At 44.9% G+C, this 21,725-nt stretch carries 10 protein-coding genes; 2 read left to right on the top strand and 8 right to left on the bottom strand.

The window, feature by feature from the left end; translation table 11 throughout:
* Positions 1 to 144: 144 nt before the first annotated feature.
* A complete protein-coding gene (locus tag ABTV71_RS24070; protein WP_433901360.1) occupies positions 145 to 2,709 on the top strand; it encodes a tetratricopeptide repeat protein in 2,565 nt (854 codons plus the stop codon).
* Between the two features lie 395 nt (positions 2,710 to 3,104).
* A complete protein-coding gene (locus ABTV71_RS24065; RefSeq protein WP_433901359.1) occupies positions 3,105 to 3,584 on the top strand; it encodes a hypothetical protein in 480 nt (159 codons plus the stop codon).
* A gap of 36 nt (positions 3,585 to 3,620) precedes the next feature.
* Here the strand turns inward: ABTV71_RS24065 and ABTV71_RS24060 are convergent, their stop codons facing one another.
* The 8 genes from ABTV71_RS24060 to ABTV71_RS24025 are packed head-to-tail and all read right to left on the bottom strand — an operon-like array spanning position 3,621 to position 21,396.
* A complete protein-coding gene (locus tag ABTV71_RS24060) occupies positions 3,621 to 4,163 on the bottom strand; it encodes a hypothetical protein (RefSeq protein WP_433901358.1) in 543 nt (180 codons plus the stop codon).
* 8 nt (positions 4,164 to 4,171) lie between these two features.
* Complete coding sequence (locus tag ABTV71_RS24055) at positions 4,172 to 5,425, bottom strand: condensation domain-containing protein (protein ID WP_433901357.1); 1,254 nt, start codon at positions 5,423 to 5,425, stop codon at positions 4,172 to 4,174.
* Positions 5,422 to 6,693 (bottom strand): condensation domain-containing protein, encoded by a 1,272-nt coding sequence (locus tag ABTV71_RS24050; protein ID WP_433901356.1) that lies wholly within the window; start codon positions 6,691 to 6,693, stop codon positions 5,422 to 5,424. Before ABTV71_RS24050 ends, ABTV71_RS24055 begins: the two co-directional genes overlap by 4 nt.
* A gap of 3 nt (positions 6,694 to 6,696) precedes the next feature.
* On the bottom strand, positions 6,697 to 9,102 hold the full coding sequence (locus ABTV71_RS24045; protein WP_433901355.1) for a glycosyltransferase: 2,406 nt from the start codon (positions 9,100 to 9,102) through the stop codon (positions 6,697 to 6,699).
* A complete protein-coding gene (locus ABTV71_RS24040) occupies positions 9,095 to 9,877 on the bottom strand; it encodes an alpha/beta fold hydrolase (RefSeq protein ID WP_121127195.1) in 783 nt (260 codons plus the stop codon). The genes ABTV71_RS24045 and ABTV71_RS24040 overlap by 8 nt, the downstream gene beginning before the upstream one ends.
* Positions 9,868 to 10,167, bottom strand: a complete 300-nt coding sequence (locus ABTV71_RS24035; protein ID WP_433901354.1) for an acyl carrier protein — start codon at positions 10,165 to 10,167, stop codon at positions 9,868 to 9,870. The genes ABTV71_RS24040 and ABTV71_RS24035 overlap by 10 nt, the downstream gene beginning before the upstream one ends.
* On the bottom strand, positions 10,155 to 14,399 hold the full coding sequence (locus tag ABTV71_RS24030; protein ID WP_433901353.1) for a beta-ketoacyl synthase N-terminal-like domain-containing protein: 4,245 nt from the start codon (positions 14,397 to 14,399) through the stop codon (positions 10,155 to 10,157). The genes ABTV71_RS24035 and ABTV71_RS24030 overlap by 13 nt, the downstream gene beginning before the upstream one ends.
* 19 nt (positions 14,400 to 14,418) lie before the next feature.
* Positions 14,419 to 21,396 (bottom strand): SDR family NAD(P)-dependent oxidoreductase, encoded by a 6,978-nt coding sequence (locus tag ABTV71_RS24025; RefSeq protein WP_433901352.1) that lies wholly within the window; start codon positions 21,394 to 21,396, stop codon positions 14,419 to 14,421.
* Positions 21,397 to 21,725: the final 329 nt, after the last annotated feature.

Raw genomic sequence — 21,725 nt, 5'->3', positions numbered from 1 at the left:
TAGCCTTTTACGGGCCAATTTTTTATCACGATTTACCCAATGTGGATGGAATTCTTTAGTTTTGGCTCTACTAGCTAAGGAAGATTACATTATTGCCTCCTCGGCAAAGGAACGTTTGGAAAAACTCAGAAATACGGACGAACAATGATATTGAAAGAAAGAATCGGCGACACCTACCTGAAATGCCTGTTTACTGGAGTACTTTCGGCTATGTTAGCTACAGGACATGCGCAGGAAGTGGTGAAACAGCAGAAAGAGAAGCAACAGCCGCAACAAAAAGAAAAGCAACAGCTGCCCGGACAACGAACTGTAGAGCAAGTCCAGACGATGGATTCCATTGATGTCGTACGCGATTATCGGCCGATGCTGGCTGATGCCGTCAAGGTGCGCAGGAGTCCAAATATGCAACTTATCAACCGCGAAGCGATCGAGACGGAGCTGCGCCAGATCGCGACCAGCACCTATTTGGCACAACAAAAATATAAACAGGCATATTACCATGAGTTGATGAAACGTCATCCGGACGCTTCGCAAAGTAATATCGACAATTACCGCATCAGCTATCTGGCCTATGGAGCCGGCGAATATAAAAGAGCGAGCGGTATGATGGAATCGGTGAAACCTTCTGATGCCTTTTATCAAGGAGCGATCATGACCTTGGGCCATATCGCCCTGGAAACGGGCGACAAGCAGGCGGCGCGAAATGCCTTCGTCAAAGCGACGAAACTGGATCTCGATCGGCAAGTGAAAGCCGATGCGCTATTTAACTACGCCAAAGTGCTACTTGCCATGGACTCCACCCAGGCCGCCCAGCAAGTTCTCGAGAAATATATCGCCCAGGAAGTGAAGCCTGCAGATCCGGGTGCCAAAAGACAGGAAAGTCCAGAAATACTATCGGCAGAGATCCTGCGAGGGACGACCAATTTCCATGCAGGGGTCAGTATGCTGGAATCGCTGAGGGAGCGCGGCAGGGAAGTCGATGCGATCTATCAACAGGTAACCTATTACCGTGGACTGGAGTTCTATAACGAGCGTGCTTTCGAAAATAGTATATCCATGTTTATGCGTTCGGAAAAATTTCCGGTCAATGCGGAAATGGCGGCTCTGGCGACCTACTGGAAAGCGGAGGCGATGTATGAAGTGCGCAAATTTGGGGAGGCAGTAGAAAATTTCTCCCGGTTCCTAAGCTTGCCTGCGGCAAAAAACAACGAAGTCTATAATTATGCCAATTATGGGCTAGCCTATGCGGCCTACCGAAATAACCGTTTCGCGCTGGCAGCCGATTATTTTGAGCGCTTTCTGAAGGCTGGAGGTGGTACCGTGGATGAAAATATACGGTATGACGTGATCGCACGTCTGGGCGATTCTTATCTGTGCCTGCGCGATTACGGCCGGGCCAACAGCTACTATGACAAGCTGATCAACGGGAAAGCGCCCAATCAGGACTATGCGTTGTTCCAACGCGGTGTGCTCTTTGGATTGCAGGGCGACAATGAAACAAAGCTCAGTACCCTGCGGTCCGTTCTGAAGCAATTTCCGGCTTCGAACTATGCCGATGACGCGGCTTTTGAGATCCCTTACACCTATTTCACTATGGGCGATTATGAGAACGCGCTCAAAGGGTTGCAAGCAATGATCGAAAAGTACCCACGCAGCAGCTATGTCCCACGTGCACTGATGACCATTGGGCTTGTGCAGTATAATAACGATGAACCCGAACCAGCGAAGGCCACCTTCCAACAGGTGGTGGAAAAATATGCGCGAACCGCCGAGGCAGAGCAGGCGATGCGGTTCATTGAAAACATCTACCTCGATCAGGGCGATGCTACGAGCTATATTCGGTATGCGATCGGTAGCAATGTGGGTAATCTGAGTCCTGCAGAGCAAGATGATCAGGCTTTCCAGGCAGCCCATTCCCTTTTTGCCCGAGGAGAATATGGAGCCTCTGTGGAGGCGATCAATGCCTATTTTGATAAATTCCCCAAACCCAAACAAGAAAAATATGCACGCTACATCCGTGGGGTGAGTTCGTACAAGACCGGGCATCCGCAGGAAGCTTTGCACGATCTGAATATCATTCTAAACGACTGGACAAGTAAGTATACAGAGAATACTTTGCTTACAGTGGCCGCTTTATATCTGGACTTAAAGGAATACAACGAGGCCATTGTCCACCTAAAAAAATTGGAACTAAATTCCGAATATAAAAAACACTATGGCTACGCGGTAACTAACCTGATGATCTGTTATTTCGAACTCGGCGATATGGAGCAGATGGCCAAATATGTACAGTTTGTGAAAGATTACGATAGTGCAACAGAGGAGGAAATTGCCAAGGCACACTTATACAGTGGCAGGGCCTTTCTGAAGGACAAGAATATAGCGTCGGCCATGAAAGAGCTCAATCTGGCCGCTCTGAAGAGTCAAACGGATGTAGGCGCAGAGGCACGGTACCGTGTGGCGCAATTACAATATGATAACAAAGAGTATGACAAAGCCCTAGAGACAGCCTTTGATGTGATCAATAATAGGGAGGCACATGAATACTGGGTGGCAAAGAGCTTCGTGTTGCTTGCAGATACCTATGCGCGTAAAGGCAATCCTTCTCAGGCGAAGAGTACGTTGAAAAGCGTGATTGAAAATTATGAAAAAGATGATGATATTGTCCCTTCAGCAAAAGAACGTTTACAGAAATTGAACTCTAAGTAGCAGCTTTTTTTGGGCGATTGAAAAAGAGCCGTATCAAAATAACTATTTTGATACGGCTCTTTTTGTTTAATCCTAACAGTCAATAAAACCAAAAACCTGCTCGCTATGACAGCAGCATTTCTGAAAAAAAGAAATACATGTTTTAAACAAGGCCTGATAAAACTTTATGTATATTTATCTCACAAAACCAATTGTCACCGACAATTCTTAAATGACCATATAAAACCGGACAATAGATGAAACAGCAATACTTATTGGTAGTGTATACAGTTATCGTAGCAATTGTAATTTTTATATTATGGATAAAATTCAAAAATCTAAAAACACAATCTATCAGCAATACAAGTAGACCTCCGGGTAGCAGCTATCCAACAAAAAAAGTCATTAACGATAAATTGGTCATTGTAGACGATATTGATGAAAATGACATTGAAAAAATTTTGCAGGAATTTTGCAATTCTCATAATCAAGAGAATTTTCAAGCAATTCTGAGGCTGACAAAGTTGTCGAACAGAAAGTTCGCGGTAACTTTTCCTTTCGATATTGATTTTGATATTTATTGTTTTTTTATCAACTACTTAAATTACCCAATAGGCTTTGATAGGAGCTTTTCAATCATTGCTTGGGCAACCACCAAACCAACAGATAGTTGGGTTACCGAAAATATTGCAAACAAAAATGTGATGCTATATGTCAGTGAGTCTGATACAGAATACGATAATGTATACCTGACAACTTATGACAATATTGGATACAAGCTTGGTTTTGCAAGGGGAAAGGGGAAACAATTACCGGACAGACCGGAAAAGGATTTTGTTAAGCCACCAATAAGCGCGGGCGAACTTGAAGCAAAAATATATACTGATTTTAGGTAGCAAATGTTAGAAGGAAGAGCTTCCCACAAGGGGAAACTAATTTCGTTCTATTTCCGGCATGACTAGCGACGGCTCAGATAAATATTTTCTTAATTTCCTGATCGGTAAGTAGGTGAACAAAATCGATAATACACCTGCGAGTAGCGCATCTAAAATAGCCATTGCAGTTGCATTTAACTTGTAGTGTGTAGGTAGGTTATATTGGGCGAGTATCAGACATAGGAATACCAATAAACCCGTTACGAAGCCATGGATAATACACAGCTTCGTAATAAATTTATTCCTGTTCAGTTCACTGTCTACTGTTAATGCGATCGATTCCTGTTCTATGGCTGCGATCACCCGCTTGATAATATCCATTGTAAGGACAACAGGTAAAAATATCGCCATTGGTAGTGTCAGTCGAGCCAGACTCTGTGGGCCAGCAAAAAAGTGCGTATATCCCAGCTCCTGAAAGCTGGCGTAGGCAACCAGGAAATTGAAGACAACATTGGGGAGGATATAATAAATTGCGCGCTTCCTTAAAAATCGCCTGAGCGTTGTTTTTTTTATTTTCTTTGATTCCGTAAACTTCGTCATGTGGAGTGCTATAGGGATAAGGTCATGATTGCGATCGCCTTATCTTTTATTTTAATCGCTTCTTCTTTTGGTAAAAAATCTTCATTGGACATAAACGTAAAATCCATTTGTTGATTGAACGTCGTTGCAACCAAGGTATTTGAATTCAACCAGGGGAAAGCCACTGTTGGGCTGTATATGGTCTCCAGAGTGAAGTTTTTGTACTCGTTTGGAATTTGGAGCTTACCCATATTGGATAGCGTGACGTCATGTCCTCCCGGACTCGATTTTAACATGGAAATCATGCGATCCACAAGCGGGTGCATCTGTTCTCCCATCCAGAGTAGCTCCCGGGCATCCATCTTTTCTATTTTTTGTGTGAGCGCCGTTTTGATATCTTTCGCAGTATCCACGATATTATCATTCCTCTTTTTTAGAGAAAGCTCCACCGTTGGTGCAAAGGCAAACATGTGGTCCTGTTCGATTTCTGGAATAAAGTGCCGGATATTAACTGGGCTGATCACTTTATTTTTTGCAGCTTTACCTTGCACTTCCCGAAAAGCTTGCATAAATGCCGTGCATAGGAGCGCATGGACAGAAATGCTTTGGTCTTTACAGCCTTGGGTTATAGCAGCCGTTGTTTCTGCATCCAGTTTCCAGTGCATCGCATAGTTTTTTCCTAAATTTCTTTTTCTGCTCTTTCGTTGCAGGAAAAAGAAAAATCTTGCCAATAGCAAATAGAACTTGGCTCTACGTGATTTTTTTTGAAGCTCAAAGCCTTGCGGCAGGAATTCATGAACCGATTCAAAGAGCTGGTAGGGCTCGAGTTCCCTATCGGGGTTATCCAACAGGCAAAGTAGCTCCCGCATCAATGTGACAATACTGGTACCATCGCAGATGCAATGTGGTAATACCCAAAGCAATTCCGAAACTGAATTACCTTTGATCCAGACCAATTGAGCCAAGGGGGTATTGTCAGCTTTAAAGGGGCGATACCATTCCCGTTCCGACGCTGTCAGCCAATCCATATCCGTTTGACGTTGGACAATATGGAGTGGAATAGATTCCATATCTTCTTTGACCGCAAATCGGGGTTGCTTTGCATCCTCTATGCTGATAACCGATCGGAGCAATGGATGTTTTTGCTGAATTTTGTTGAGGGCATTCCGAAGGTGTTCTTCGGCGATCTCCCCGCTTATCTTGGCGGCAAATACACAATTTAAGGGTGTTTCGGCATCAACATACATGATCCGTTCTACCATCATTAATTTCCGTTCGATCATGATGCCTCCTGATAATTTAGTTGCTGTCTGATGCGATCTATGATCTCATCGCGAATGGCCAATGCTTCTGCCTGTGGTAAATACCCCTCACTTCCCATAAAGGAGAAATCCATTTGTCCACGAAAGGTGGAGGTGACCATGGTCGTTGTATTGCCCAAAGGACCAATGACCGAAGGACTAAAGATTGTTTCCAGGCTGAATGCCCGATATTGGTCCGGGATCTGTATGCGTCCCAAATTGGAAAACATACAGTCATTGGATGACTTGCCCCGTTTTAAGAGTTTTGTAAAGTTCTTTAGCGCATCGTGGGCAGATTCCATGACCATCATGGTGATATAAGGATTGAGCTTCGCTGTTTTGCGTTCCACTTCATCCTGCATCAACCGGAGGTTATCCAAAAAGCTTATTTTCTGGTTCGAAGACATGACAATCATTAATCCGAAAGCGAAAATATGGTCATCTTTTATCTGTGGTGCAAAACGCCTGATATCTACTGGGCAGGAAACTTTATTGAATGCCGACGAACCACGTACTTTCCGGAATGCCTCCAATACGGTGGCCCCCAGAAATGTGTTGACTGTGACATCCAATGACTTGCAATGAGAAATAAGTTGCTTGCTGGTGGCTTGGTCAAACTTCCAGTGAATCAGATAGTCCGTCTGCCGATCGATCGCTTTTCTGCCGACCGGAATACATTTAATCGCTAAAGCTGCTAATCGGCCAATTGTTTTTGCCTTAAACCGCTTCTTAACACTCTTTAAGATATGTTCTGGTACGACATCTTCAATGCCAAGGATCGGATTTTCCAGTCCGATTTCCGCGGCCGGATTGTCCAGTACTTTTAGAAATTCATACAATAATGCCATGGCCGAGCCACCATCGCATAAGCAATGATGGAAAACGAATAGCATATCTGAGACTTCTTCCCCCTTAATCCAGACAAATCGGATTAATGGTTTCGTCTGATAATCGAAGGTCGAATGCCATTCCATTTTGGATTCCTCTTGCCAGTCGTCTTCACTTTTTCGGTTTACTAACCGTATCGGAATCGATACGGTTAGTTCCGGAACCTGAAACCAAGGTGTATTTTTGTCATCATGTTGGATAAGTGCCCGCAGCCAGGGATGTTTTTCCTGTAATCGGCTCAAGGCGTATTTGATATCTTCTTCGCTGAAAACACCACGTAGCCGAAAAGGAATGACGGCGTTGAAGGGTTCAGTTCCATCCCCCAACAGCATGCGCTCACCAAATAATAGTTTTCTTTTCATCGCCTACACCTGTGCCAATGTCAAACATTCTTGTTTTACAAAATCTTCCAATAGCGCTACCGCCTGGTCGTTACCGCCAGCGGTTAGAAAGGTCTTCTGTACTTCCTTGGCGGCATTTCGATAGATCGGGTTTTCCAACAATTCAAACACGGTGTCCCGCAATGCATCTATACGCATACGTTTGTATCGGATGCTAAGCCCGCAACCCGCCTGCTCAATAAGTTTGGCTGTATGAAAATGATCATAGGCGATTGGTGTGATCAGCATGGGTAAACCATTTGTAAAGGTGTCGTTCACCGTATTGAAGCCCCCATGGCAAATAACCATATCCATGTGTGGCATCAAAGCGGATTGGGGAACAAAGCCACTCACAATAAAATTGGAAGGCCATTCTTCAAATATTTCTGGTGGGGTAGCGGCAATAATTGTCACCGGCTGATCGGCAAAGGCCTCGATCAGTTTACCGAAAAATGCTTTTCGAATATCCACGAGTAGTGTACCTAAGGATACAAATACTTTTGGAGTAGTGCTGGCGGCCAAACGTTCCCAGTCAAAAGGGGTATTGTTTGGACGACCTTTGACCGGTCCGACAAATTTCATGTGAGGCGGTACCGTTTCAAAACCGGCAAAAGCTTGTGACGTAAATATCAGGTTAAGCTGATGGGAGTGTATAAAGATTCCTTCATCATAAATTCCCACGGCCTTTTGAAGGTCTTTGATCAGATTTTGCTGCCACTCAAATATCTTAGGAGCACTCTTCTCCGTGTCGCCCATGACATCCGGTGGAACGGGAGTTGTTGTCACACAAGGGATCTGATGTTTATGTGCAAATAGTGCACCTCCAAAGGTGATGCAGTCGTTTACGATCACATCAGGTTGCCATTGGCCGAGAAGACGTTCCAATCCCGGCATCATCATTTTCGCGATCGGGACATAGGTTTCTTCCAGCGCCAGTTTCATGACTTCGGGGCCCGAACAGGAGGGACCATCATCCTGACGTTTCAATAGCTGTTGGAGTTCCCCCTGAAAAGGTACCAGATCCGCTTCAGGATAGATATAACTTCCACCTTCGGGGATATGATGATCAGCTAATGGCGTTATGCCAAACCACCGGACTTCATGCCCACGGGCAAGGAGGCTTGCACCTACACTTAATGTTGGGCTGATATGTCCAAAAAATGGTGGAACAACAAAGAGGAACTTAGCCGGTACCTCCGCTCTTGAAGCGATAGGAGCAGCAGTTTGTTCCAAGAGGTCTGCAGCGGTTTTCGTGCCACCCGCATCGACAAAAGATTGACGGACGGTATGTGCAGCTTCACGATAGGTTGGATTATTCAAGATGGTATGGACACTATCTTTTAAATGATGTGCTTTAAAACGATTGAAATTCAGTCGTTCACCGGCACCGGTACGCACTACGCGACCCGCGACATGTGACTGGTCGTAAGCGATCGGGATGACCACAAGTGGTAGTCCCTGTGAAAGAGTTTCGGAAACCGTATTATGGCCACCATGGCATACAACAGCATCCAGATGTGGTAACAGATCCAATTGCGGGATTTGTTGATAAACCATGAAGTTTTCAGGCCAGGCATCAAATAGCTGCGGATCTGAAACAACTACGACAGTCAGCTCCTCTCCCGCAAATGCATCGATAACCTTTTGGAAAAATGCTTTCTTATGGTCGTGATCAAAGGTAGTACCAATACTGACCAGGATTTTTTTTCGATTACTAGCATGCAGTTTATCCCAGTCAAATACAGCCGATACCCGACGTTCGGCCAGGACAGGTCCTGTGAACTGATAGTTTGAGCTGAGATCCATCTCACCAAAGAAATAACGGGATGTTAGGACAAGCGTAAGCAAATCCGAGCAATCCAAAGATTTATTTCCAGTTAGCCCGAGTTCCTGTTGCAAAGCGACGATCTGCTTTTCTTCCCATTCGTGTACCTTTGGGAGTTCACTGACAATTTTAATGGCTGCGGGAGCCGTGACAGTGGTCGCATAGCGGAGCCCCAGTTTTTTTGCAGCGATGGATGCCGCAAATAATTGATGGTCGCCAATCACGAGATCAGGTGCAAATGTCTCTAATAAGGTAAGGATACCTTTATAACAATGTCTATTTAAAGGGATAAGTACATCTTCATAAAGAAACTTGATGCTATCGATACCATAGACAATCTTTTTTGAAATGATATCAAGGTACTGTTCGCTTTCTTTTTTTTCTTCATCCGTCTGGTCATATTGAATAAGCAAAAGCTTTCCGCCAGCTGGAAGTTTATTAGTTAAGTTTTTGTCTAGACTGATCCAAGCTACTTCATGTCCTCTTTCCAATAGTTCAGCACCAATGCTCAACGTCGGATTGACATGACCTGTCAGTGGGGGGACAACAAACACAAATTTAGCCATGGTTTTGTAATAAAGGGTTAGATAAAAAATCAACGATAGTTTCAGCTATCTGTATAGGTTCTTGTATGGGGATATTGTGATCTCCCGGAATGAGTTTAAGTTGAGCACCAGATATTTTTGTTTGTAGCCATTCCCCCGTTGGTTTACAGTTCGATGTATTTCCATACAACAGTAAGGTGGACGGCGGTAATGTTGCAGTATCCATTTCATGGAGGAAATATTTTTCTTTGATCATATCAGCTTTGATGCTCGTCTGGTTGAATAAAAACTCGTAAAGGCGATGATTTTTTTCAAATTGTCGCTTACCCATTTTCATTTTTGTTGTATCGGTAAAATTGGCAATATAATGTTCCAAAAATTCCTTACTATACTCATCGATGATGTTGCGAGCTTTCTCATCCTGTGGATCCGGAGCCTCCATAACGACCAGTCGTTCCACACGGCTTGGGATCTGCAATGCCGTTTTAAGCGCGATTAGTCCACCAAAACTGTAACCCAGCAGATGGACGTTTTGAAGTTGTAGACTATCCAACAAAGCAATCAGATCCGATGACATATTTTCAAGATCATAGCCTTCCGATACACGTTCACTCATGCCATGACTTTTGAGATCATACATGACCACGTGGAAATGCTGCGCTAGGATTGGAGCAATATTAAAATAATAAATAGAGAGGTTGCTGAACATGCCGTGGATCAATACCACGGTATGTTCAGCACCTTTGTTCAGTTCCTGTATATGAACTTTCCTATTGTTGACCGTAATTATTGGCATTCGTGGATATAATTGATGATCATGCGAAGGTCAAGATTGATTAGTTGGTCCAGGTCCATCGAAGATAACCAGCCGGTGAAATCAATCTGTTCACCAAAATGCGCTTTGATTTTCTCTGAAAAAGAAACAATTTCAATGCTGTCCATTTCAAGGTCCTTTGTAAAGGAACTTTCTGGCCTAATATCCATCTCTTCTACAAATTCTTCGCCGATAACTTCTGTTATAAAGCCTTTTAATAAAGCGAATAATTCTTCGTGATTCAATTTTGATGTGGTGTTTACAGTGTCCATCCGATAATATAATTTTGGTGTTTGATTGTTTTTATTTCTATTTGATTGATCCAAAGATGATCGCCTTGAATGCGCTCCACTTCGTATTTTTTAGGGTTGCCTTTTAAGCCTGTACCTAAAAATTTACCATAAGCTTCCTTCGCTACCCAAAAACGGGTTGTCCATTCCGCCTGTTCCCGGTCTTTGAGCAATTCCATTTCAGCATCGGTAAAGACCAGTGGGTAAAAACCAGCACTACGCTCCTCGATGAGTTCCATGTCAATACCTACAGGTCTGTCTTGACGGGCGATGGCTACGGCATCTTTTCCCTTATGGGCAAGTGATACATGAATATCTTTAGTCGCCTCACCCAGTAAATAAGGCTTACCGAGATCATCAGAGCGGATCTCAAACGTTATAGGGTAGCAGGGGAGGTTTTTCTGACGGTTCAGCAACTGGCGTACAGCATCTTTTACCGCTACACGGCTTACCATCCAACTTTTTCGGCGGTTGGGCAGCAAGTGTTGGTAGTGCTGTTTTTCCGTTTGGTTGAAATAGCGTTTCAGAATAAAGTCCCAAGAAGCAACCCGGGTGTAGGCTTGGTGAAAGAAGAAAACATCCGGTGCGATTTCCGTTGACATACGGTTGTGCAGTGGCGACATGGAAACATTCCATAGTGCTTCATCGATTTCCAGTCGTCTATTTTGCCAGCCCCTGATCGAGCACCATACTTTTTCGTTTCGTTGGAGCGTAATGTTTGCGATAGCAAATTCATCGTTCAGCTCAGTCAACACACAGGTACACTCGAATAGGCCATCTTGGTCATGCATGTCGTCGAAAAACTCGATTTCTTTGATTTTAACAGGGAATGCAATGCGATCTTTGGTCAGTGTAAGCTGAAGCCACAAACCGAATAATTGTCCCGCATTATCCAATAGCGAGCCCTTTCCACCATTACCCTTGATCTTACCTATGATACCCTTTTTACCTACGGCAGTTACCGCCATAATCCCTTGATAGGCTGTTCCATGGAACATATGCTTATCATAGATTTCTTCGGAAGTACGCGTGATAGGCAGGGACTCACCTATGGAAAGATCAAACTGTGGTGCGACGGGATATGCTGTAGACAGTGCTACCTCTGCATTTGCAAAATTCTCGATATCCAGATAGGCAAGCTGAGGCGACCGCCATTCGCCCTTGACCATTTTCTCAAATGGTTTGGCTACATTCATCCATTGGAACACACTCACGTGCATGATCTTATGGATCTTGGCCGCAGGTTGTTCTGCCTGAGCGATTTCAGCCAGCAATTCAAAAATCATGGTCATCGGGATCACCGGTTCCATGTCCGCTACTTCTGACCATCCCTGCGGTTGTCGCAGCAGACTATGATCGATCAGGTAAGGATGACTGTCCAAATTGACCTGTAGCATTTTTGAAAAATGTCTGTCTACAGGTTTTTCTACGACAAGGGGCTTGGTGACAGTTGCCAAAACGCTAGGCGCTGGCCGGTTCTGAAAGAGTGTCAATACTTCTTCCTGCATCCGGATCATATCCGCGATATTCTCCTGAAATGCCTGTACCAATGGATGATTGCCCCTTACAGCTGTTCCGGCGGTCAGTTGTGGCTGTACTGTGTCAAAAGACTTTCCTAAGCTCTTGACCGCATCAAAATTACGGACGATAGGCGAACCGAGCTGTAGTTTCATACCTTTACTCGCAACTTTTTTTGCGTGGTTTTGTACCGCCAGAAAATCCAGCGACACTGTTTTTCCTTCCACAAATAAAGCCGCTACGACACGTTGTAACTGCGCAAGTGCCGAACGTGTTGCCACACTGGACGCTAGAGTGCTGAACGCTTTTCCCTTTAAGGTGTCGTCGATAAAACCGATCAATCCGCCGGTACCCACCTGGATAAAGAAACGGGCCCCATCTTCATATAGCTTTTCTGTCAACTCACGAAAACGGACCGGCTCGACAAGATGTTCTGCACTCAGTTGACGGATAGCCTGTTGATCCGATGGGTAAGGCATCAGTGTGGTAGCCGACCACAAAGGGATCTTGGTCGGCTGAAACTGTACTTTTTCCATACCTGCTAGAATCAGATCGAGCTTGTCTGCCACAAAAGGTGAGTGAAAACCCGACTGAAAGGGCAGGATCTGATGGAAGATCTGTTTTGCCTTTAATAAGGGCACAAGTTCTTCCAAAGCGGCGTTGCTGCCGCATAGAATGACCTGATGGGGACAGTTGTCATTGGAAACATAAATATTGGGAATGTCGCTGATTAAAGGTGTAATTTCCTTCAGCCCCGTTCCGATGGCAATAAATTTGGAATCCTTGAGTTCAAAAGTCTGTGGGTTAAGTACATCAATCAGGTCCTTGACCGAACTTGCTTCCGCCAGTTCCGCAGAATAGCCAGCCAACCATTCGCCTAAGCTATGTCCAGCATTCATATCCGGATAGATCCCTAGCTTTTTAAGGGAATTGTCCAGAATGCTACAGGAATTGAAAATAGCCAAGGCATCATTCAGTAGTCCTTCACCTTCGGTTTGTATAGGTGCTGTCAGCCCAAAATAGCGGCTGACTGAGTCTACCTCTCCTTTAGCTAAGCCATCTAAACCAGGAAAGACAAAAGCAACCTTGCCACCCTCTTGTAATAAAGGGGTAGAGGTATACCAGATATCCTGCTTGTTGCGCCAGGCTTTATCTTTAGAAACGATTTTGATTGCCTTTTCAATCCGCTCTGGGGTGGGATCAAATAGGGCGAGACGATAATGGCCTTCACCCACTGTCGTATCGTTATTCCGTAAAGCCGATAATAATTCCGCATGTGTTGGTCGGGCAAGTAACAATACGGGGTCTTTTTTAGGCATATCATAGCCTGTTAAGACCACGTGCGCGTTTATACCGCCGAAACCAAAAGCATTTACCGCGGCCACCCTAGGCAGACCTGTCTTTGACCAGCTTTTTGCTTCCTGTACCGGAGCAAATCGTGTTGTCTGCATATCAGCGGTCGGGTTTTCGCAATAAAGGGTTGGTGGCAATGTATCGTGGTGTAGCGCCAAACAGGTTTTTATCAGGCCTGCGATTCCTGCGGCAGGCATGGCATGACCGATGTTGGATTTGACCGAACCGATTCCAGCGACTGGGGCAGCGTCTTCTTTACCGAAAAACTGCGACAGTGTCTGTAGTTCAGTTTTATCTCCAAGAGGTGTCCCTGTGCCGTGTGCTTCCAGATAGCCGATCTGTTTTTCGTCCAGTTCAGCATTTATCCAAGCCTGTTGTAAAGCTTTTAATTGTCCCTTCACCGATGGACTCATGACGCTTGTGCCATGACCATCGCTGCTCACGCCTATGCCTTTGATGACAGCATAGATTTTATCCTGGTCACGTACAGCATCTTCGAGTCGTTTTAATACAACAAAACCACAGCCTTCACCGATGAGTAAGCCATCGGCATCCATGCTGAAAGGTTTGATCTGTTGGTTGTGAGAAAGGGCACCCAATTGTGCAAAGATGCTCCAAAAAGCTGCATTCTGACCGGTATGTACACCGCCGGCAATCATGATATCACTACGGCCACGCTGCAATTCCTGTACAGCATGGTCTACCGCGATCAGGGCGCTGGCACAAGCAGCATCTACGGTAAAGGCCACACCGCCAAGATTGAAGCGGTTGGCAACAAGCGAAGCCACAAGATTAGGGATTAAGCCCATAGCCGTATCAGCGGCGAAGCGTCCCTTGCGTTCCTGGAATGCTTGTTTTACCTTTTCGATATCTGCCGCTGGCACCTGCGGTAAAAGTTCCTGTAAAAGGGAGGAAATCTGTTCGCCTGTACGTACAATTTCTATGGCACGGGTAGCTCCCGGACCGGTATAATTTCCTTTCCCGATCACAATTCCTGCCTTTTCCAGGGATACCTGTTTTTGGAATACGCCGGCGTCTTCCAGTGCTTTCTGTACCAGATCAAGCGTTAACAGGTGATCCGGCTCGGTTCCCTCAACGGCAAGTGGTAAAATGCCAAATGCCGTTGGATCGAACATATAGTCAGAGATAAACCCACCACGTTTGCAATAAAAGCGATCTACAGTCTCCGGACCATCACTAAAATGGATCGGGTCAATGCGATCAGCTGGAGCAAATTCAGTGGAATCGACCTTATTGATGATATTTTGCCAGAACATATTGGCATCCTGTGCCCCCGGAAAGACACAAGATAAACCAACGATGGCAATATCTGTTTTTTTCATAATCAATGGATAAGACGGTTTACCAATTGTTGCCTGACATAATTAACACTTGGCTTTCCGTACCATACCTGATCTCGTTAAGGAAAATTTCTTTCCCTTCATCCAAAGGAATAAGGGAGATGCCACGGCGTTCATATTCTGTTTCCAATGTCTGTGAAACCATGCCGGCACCTTTCCAAGGCCCCCAATTGATCGAAATAACCTTTCCTTTCAAACGTTTATTCAGTACATTGGCATAGTCGTCCAATACACTGTTTGCTGCCGCATAATCTGTCTGACCTTTGTTGCCATAAACAGATGCTATACTGGAAAATAAGACGACGAACTTACAGTCCGAACGTAGTTGTTCCGCCAATACGCGTAATGGTTTTACTTTGGTATCAAAGACACGTCCAAAAGAGCTGGTCGTTTTCTGCTTGAACAATTTATCTTCCAGCAAACCTGCACCATGGATAACACCATCGAGCTGTCCATATTGTTCATAAATCTGGTGGAGCAAGGCCGTTAATCCAGCCTCATCACAGAGGTCCAATGATTCATAAACGACGGTGTTTCCCAGTTGCTCCATATCACGGATCGTCCGCAGAATCTGATTGTTTTTAAAGACGCGCAGGGTCTCTTTTTCAATTTGTGCCGGAGCATGGAATAGCCCCGATTGAATGAGGTGAGCTCTGATCTGTTCCTTGGAGATCATTGTTTCCAGTTCTTTCGAGATCGGGATATCTTTTCTTGGGTCTGCTGACCTGCCCACAAGGATGTAAGTACAAGGGTAGGAGGCTGACATGTGTTTTACTAATTCGGAAGTAATACCCTGTCCACCGCCAAGTACCAGGACAACAGATTTTTGATCCAGTTGGATTTGCACTTCTTCGCTGCCTGTCGACAGAGGTGAAGGAATAATATCGACTGTATGACGCTGGTCATTTTTGTAAATGACTTCTACGGTTTTGTCTGTGGTTAAGATCTCTTTTAGAGCGATTTCTGCGATTTGATCTGTTTCCTGTGGCGTGTTTAAACTGATCAACCTGCAGTTGGTCTGTTCAAACTCACGGGCTAGACTTTTAAACAGTCCTGGGTAACCCTGGTAGTGACGTAAGGCATGTGTATCGTTTGTTTTTTCTACATGTGCCGGAATATCAGAGATTAAATAGACCCATTTGGCCCTGTTCAGATCCATTTTTTTGATCAGATCAACTTGATCTATGATATTATGTTGTACTGTCGCTGAAAATATGTCGGAGATAATTAGTCCATCAAAGACAGCAAGATCATTTTCCGGATTGACCAGTTCCGCGATAGCACCATGTTTTTCGAGCATGGTTTTGATGGCCATTGTCTGCTGCCCATGGTCAGGAGCAATGGCAAAACGTTTGCCCTGTAGAATTTCTGTGTCTTGTGCTGAGGCCGCATCTGCTGGTGTCAGGTCAAAACGAAGTCTGGACAAGAGGCTCTGTTCAGGAGCTGTATCACTAACTTCACTGATCCAGGAAGCAAGACCGTTAAGGGTTTTAATCGCTGCTAAGGTTTCCATTAGATCTTCGGCATGTTCGAGATCCTCTCCAAAACCAATTTTGGTCTTCAGTTCAGCAATGATTTCCATCCGTTTGATCGAGTCTATGCTCAAATCTGCTTCCAGGTCCAAATCCAATCCCAACATTTCTTTGGGATAACCGGTTTTTTCACTGACGATATCCAGTATTGCTGTTTGTAATTCTGCAAGGGAGAGCGCAGACTGATTTGTTGTGGGTGTCGATACTGCTGTTTGAGCGCTTGTGGCCGGCACTGCTGTTGCGCCGCTGAATTCTGTTAACCAGGAAACCAGACCATTTAAGGTTTTTATGGCAGCCAATTGTTCCATGATTGTATCTTCATTTGCATGATCGAACTTTAGTGTTCCAAGCTCTGTACGCAATGTTCCGATAATTTCGACCCGCTTGATTGAATCAATGCTGAGATCGGCTTCCAGGTCCATTTCCATACCCAGCATCTCATGTGGATAACCGGTCTTGTCGCTTACTACCTGTAACAATAATGTTTTAATGTCTTTAGCTGGAGTTTGTACCACTGTTGCGACAGCGTAATTGTCGCTGAGCGTGGGTTGAACGGTAATCGGGGTTATACGGTCTGCAGTCACATTTGGTGCGGGACTTGAATAGACCGGCATAGGTGCTACTTGTGGGTTTTGCCCCAAAAAGGAAAGCATGACATCACGTTGCGCCTGGATCAGCATTTTCATGCTGTTTAAGTATTCTTGCAGCATACGCTCGGCAGCAGGTTGTGCTTCTGTCGTTGCAGCTATAGGGTTGTTAAGGTTGCTCATTTTAATGGGGCTTACTATTGGCAATGCGCCATTGACAGGTAGCGTTCCTGTCGTTGGATGTGCAGCCTGTCCATTGACACGCCAGATAGTAGGGTTTTTCTTATATAAGTTTGGTTGATCTAGCTGGATTGGTTGAATCTGACGACCTTCAAAAAGTTTATCAATAGCGAAATTGCGACCAGTTCCCAAATATTGTGCAAGCATACAGAGTAGGTGCGTCAATTTGTTGCGGTTGCTATCCTCTACGTACAGGGTCAGTTGATCTTGCTCCAGACAGGCTTTGGTTAAGCCTGTCAGCACTTTGCCTGGACCTACCTCAATAAATATCCGTGCGCCATCAGCATACATGGCCTGAAGCTCCTCAACAAAGCGGACAGGTTGAACCAAATGATCAGTCAGTCTTGCTTTTATTTCGGATACCGAAGTAGGATATATGCTTGTTGTTGTGTTTGACCAGACCGGTAGTCGCATTTCTTGGAATGGAACATCCTTCAATACATTCGCATAAAGCTCTTTTGATCTAGCGACTAAAGGACTATGGAAAGCACAGGCAACCTCCAGCTTTTTAGCAGAGACACGTTCCTGTTTTAACAGTTCCATGAGTTTCCCGATAGCGACTGTGCTACCTGCAACAACACATTGCGTCGGAGAATTGTAATTCACCGGATAACAGCCTTCAACACGATTGAGGAGTGCCTTCAGCTGTTCTGCATTTGCGTTAACAGCAACCATGGTGCCGGGATCTCCATTTTCGACCGAATCCAGGATGGATTGAGCCCGCTTGCTGCTCAGTTCGACTAATTGTTCTTCGTCAAATACACCGGCGAAACACAATGCTGGTAATTCACCGTAACTATGGCCGGCCAGCATATCTGGGACGATACCCAATGACTGGAGGAATTTAGCTAAGGCTAAATCGACGATCCCCAAAAGCGGTTGTGCCAGACGAGTATCTTTGATGGTTTCCTTTTGTTGTTTTAAAGAATCGGAATCAAACGTAGTTGAAGGAAAGACCACTTTTTCCAGTTCAGGATACTGGGAGATCAGCTTTCGCATTGATGGGAATACCACAAAGAGATCACGGGCCATATTAATGCGTTGACTACCTTGTCCCGGAAATAAGAATGCTGTTTTACCTTCGCGTTTATTGACTATAAAGGTGTCTTTGCTTTCAATACCAGATAGTACCAATTCAATTTTCATCATTAGGTCTTCGGCTGTATCTGCAACAATACTGAGCTGGATCGCTTTTTCAGAAGCAACCGCCAAGCTGTAGGCGATATCTTTTAGCGGGAGGCTATCGTTGATATCTAAAAGTGTTTTTACCTGACCCAGTTGCCCCTTTGCTTCGTCATAGCTGTCGCCACGGAAAACGAATAGTTCTGATGGCCAGGATTGCAAAGCAATTGTACTATCTTCCTGCGGATGATTCGCAATAACAGCATGGAAATTTGTTCCGCCAAAACCAAAGGCACTGATGCCAGCATAACGTCTTTTTTCTCCCCATAAACCAGTTTCAGCATGGAAAGCAAACGGACTTGTTTGTGCATTATAATAGGCATTCGGCTGTTGGAGGTGAAGTGTTGGTGGTTTTACACCATGAAATACAGCTAAGGAAGCTTTGATCAAGCCTGCCAATCCTGCCGCACATTTTGTATGGCCGATCTGGGTTTTGACCGAACCTAAATGCGTTTGTGCTGGTAAGGCTCCTGAACGGCTGAATAAATTGGTCAGTGCGCTCAGTTCTGTTTTATCACCGACGACTGTTCCTGTACCATGTGCTTCAACTAGACCAACGGATGCTGCGCTGATACCCGCTTGGTTATAGGCACGTTCCAGTGCGCGTACTTGACCGATTTTTCGGGGAGCGGTGAGGCCTAGGGCTTTACCATCACTGGATCCGCCAACACCTTTGATAACCGAGTAGATGCGGTCGCCATCACGTACAGCATCTTCATAGCGTTTGAGCACCAATATCGCCACCCCCTCGCCAAGAGCAATCCCATCTGCATCACTGTCAAATGTGGCACATCGTCCTTTACGTGAGAGCGCATGTGTGCTGGAAAACATCAGGTAATCGTTGATTCCATTATGGAGATCCGCTCCACCCGCAAGCACCATATCCGATTTACCCAGAATAAGTTCCTGACAAGCTAGATCAATCGCTGCAAGGGATGAGGCGCAAGCAGCATCCACTGTAAAATTTCGACCGCCAAGATCCAGTCTATTTGTGATCCGACCAGCGATAACATTGGCCAGGATACCGGGGAAGGAATCTTCGGTGGTATGTGGTAATGCCTCTTTCACTTCTTCATGCAGTTCACCAAAGACCTGTTTATAGTACCCTCTAAAGCTATAGCTGTTGGCAAGATCATTGCCGCCTTCCGCACCGATGATTACGGAAATGTTTTCGCGGTTGATTTGTTTTTCGCCATAACCGGCGTCTTCCATCGCACGCTTGGCGACCAGTAACGTCAGCAATTGCGTTGGTTCAATCGCTGCGAGTGACTGTGGTGGAATCCCGAAAGCCAAGGGATCAAAATCAATTTTCGGAATGAAACCACCCCATTTTGAGTGGGATACATCTGGACCATCTGCATCGGGTTTATAGTAAATAGCCTTGTTCCAGCGTTCGTCAGGAACTTCGGTAACACTATCTTTTCCAAGGATAATATTGCGCCAAAATTCTTCCAGATTTTTGGCTCCCGGAAAAATACACTCCATTCCGACAATGGCGACATCCAGCGGTTTTTCGCTGGAAAGCGGTTCTTCCGGTAATATTGCTTCATGGATAAACAGCTGATTGTCGATGCCGACATGTTGATGCAGCGCATCCAGGGAGATCACCTTGTTTTGCATGGTTGCAATCTGGCCGATCATATACATACCCAGGTCCAGTTGTTCACTTTTAGGGATGTTGACCAGTTGATTTCCTTGACGGTCGACACCTTTAGCTGCAATACGCAGACGGCCGACGTTTAATTTTTCGAGTTTTTCCCAGACTTCTTTTTTATCTATGCCTGCAGCCAATAGTTTGGATTTCTCCCGGTTGAAGTGTTGTGCAAAAGCCGTATTCAAACAACGAGTTTCATGCCCTGGTGCTGTCTCCAACAGAACGGTATCTTTGGCTTGCATAGCTTGTCTCTGAAACTCTTCCTGAATAGCTCCGCTGCTTACCGCTTCATGCGTATAGAGATATGCAGTTCCCATCAGTACGCCTACTTTGACACCACGCGCTGCTAAAGGAGCTGCCATAATGGAGACAAATGCCGTAGAAAATGCATCGTGGATACCGCCGGCAAAGAAAACACTGATCTGTTCTGGATGATCCTCTTTTAAGATGCGTTCGATCTGTTTTTCCCAGAGAACGGTGCTCGAAAGAGGTCCTACGTGGCCACCGCATTCGCGACCTTCGAAAATGAAATTTTTGGCACCCTCCTTTAGAAACATGTCGAGCAGGGCAGGAGACGGTACATGTAGAAACGTTTTTATGCCGGCTTTTTCAAATACCTTAGCCTGTGCAGGTCGACCACCGGCAATCAGGACAACGGGAGGCTTAGCTTCCAGGATATAGGTCGTCTGTTCTTCACGCAATTCCTGCGGTGCAAAACCTAAGATCCCCACTCCCCAGGTTTTATCTCCGGCGAGTTGTTTGGTTTCCATAACCAGGGCTTTGGCCTGTTCACCCCGTAGGAGGGATAGCGCGACAAAAGGAAGCGCGCCGGCTTCCGCTACAGCATTGGCAAAGGCCGGAACATCGCTGACCCGGGTCATGGGGCCTTGTGCGATTGGATAACACAGGCCTAGTTGTTTCGCTAATACATTATCACGGTCAATCGGCTGTAAAGCTTTCGCCTGCTTTAAATGGCCGTACATGGCTTCCTTAAATCCGAAAATAAGCTTTTTTAGTGTCCTGAAATCCTCGTAAAGATCGATGGCCAAGGAAATGTCTTGCCCCATCGGGATATAACTCGTAGCAGGGTTCAGGTCGGTGAAATATGCTCGGAGTTCGGCCGTGTCAACCTGATCCGATAACACCGGCGAGTTTGGTCGCACCAGTACGCGATGGTTGGCAAGGATCTTAGTTTCCGTGCCGTTTAATTTTCCACAGAGTGTTTTGAAGTCTTGGGGAACCGCACTTTCCGGAAACAGCGCAAGTTGGCTGTCCAACACAATTCCAGTGGCACCGAGGGACTTTGCGGCAGCAGCGGTATGTAGACCTATGCCGCCCTGTACCCAAACAGGTATGGACTGGATTTCTTTGACAATCCGTTGGAAGAGCACAAATGTGGATTCATATCCAACGAGACCTCCAGCTTCATTTCCTTTTATGATAATTCCTTTTGCGTTAAGCTGTTCCGCTTGTTTGGCTTCTTCCAGACTACTGACCTGATACACTATGGACAGGTGCTGAGCTGTGGGAACTGGGGTACCAAAGGGAAGAATGACGACGCTTACTTTCTCCGGAATTTCAAGGGATAGAAGTTTATCATTTGGAAAATAAATTCCATAAGTAAATATAGCAGTCTGATCAAGTTGATTCAGTGCTTCCTGAGCGTTGGCTAAGTCGTGTCCCAAACTTAATACGGGAAATGCACCCGCTTGATGGAGTTTGGGCATAAGATTGACGTCAGGCTTTTCAAAAGGTGTTAATCCAATAATGGTTAAATTTTTCATGCATTGATGAATTTGAACATATAATAGCAGGAGATCCCATAACAAACATCAAAATCGTTGTGGTTTTGATAGGAGGGTTGTTATGTTGGAATAAAAGTAGTTAATTTTTATTATATATTTAATAATAAAGGTAATTTGGTAATGATTTTTTAACAAAAAAGCAGTAAATGCTTGAGTGTTATTAACCGATAGGCTACAAATTTATTTAAATTTGGTTTTGATTTTTATTTTTTGCTTGATCTTGAGGGAAATAATAAAATACTTTATGTTTGAATAACTAAATGGATAATTTTATCTCATAAACTTTTATTAACAATGTTTTTTTGTAA

Origin of the sequence: Sphingobacterium puteale (assembly GCF_050986225.1) — a bacterium.
GTDB classification, from domain to species: domain Bacteria; phylum Bacteroidota; class Bacteroidia; order Sphingobacteriales; family Sphingobacteriaceae; genus Sphingobacterium; species Sphingobacterium puteale.
Note: the sequence above shows the minus strand (reverse complement) of the source record. Positions and strands in the feature narration are given on the sequence as shown.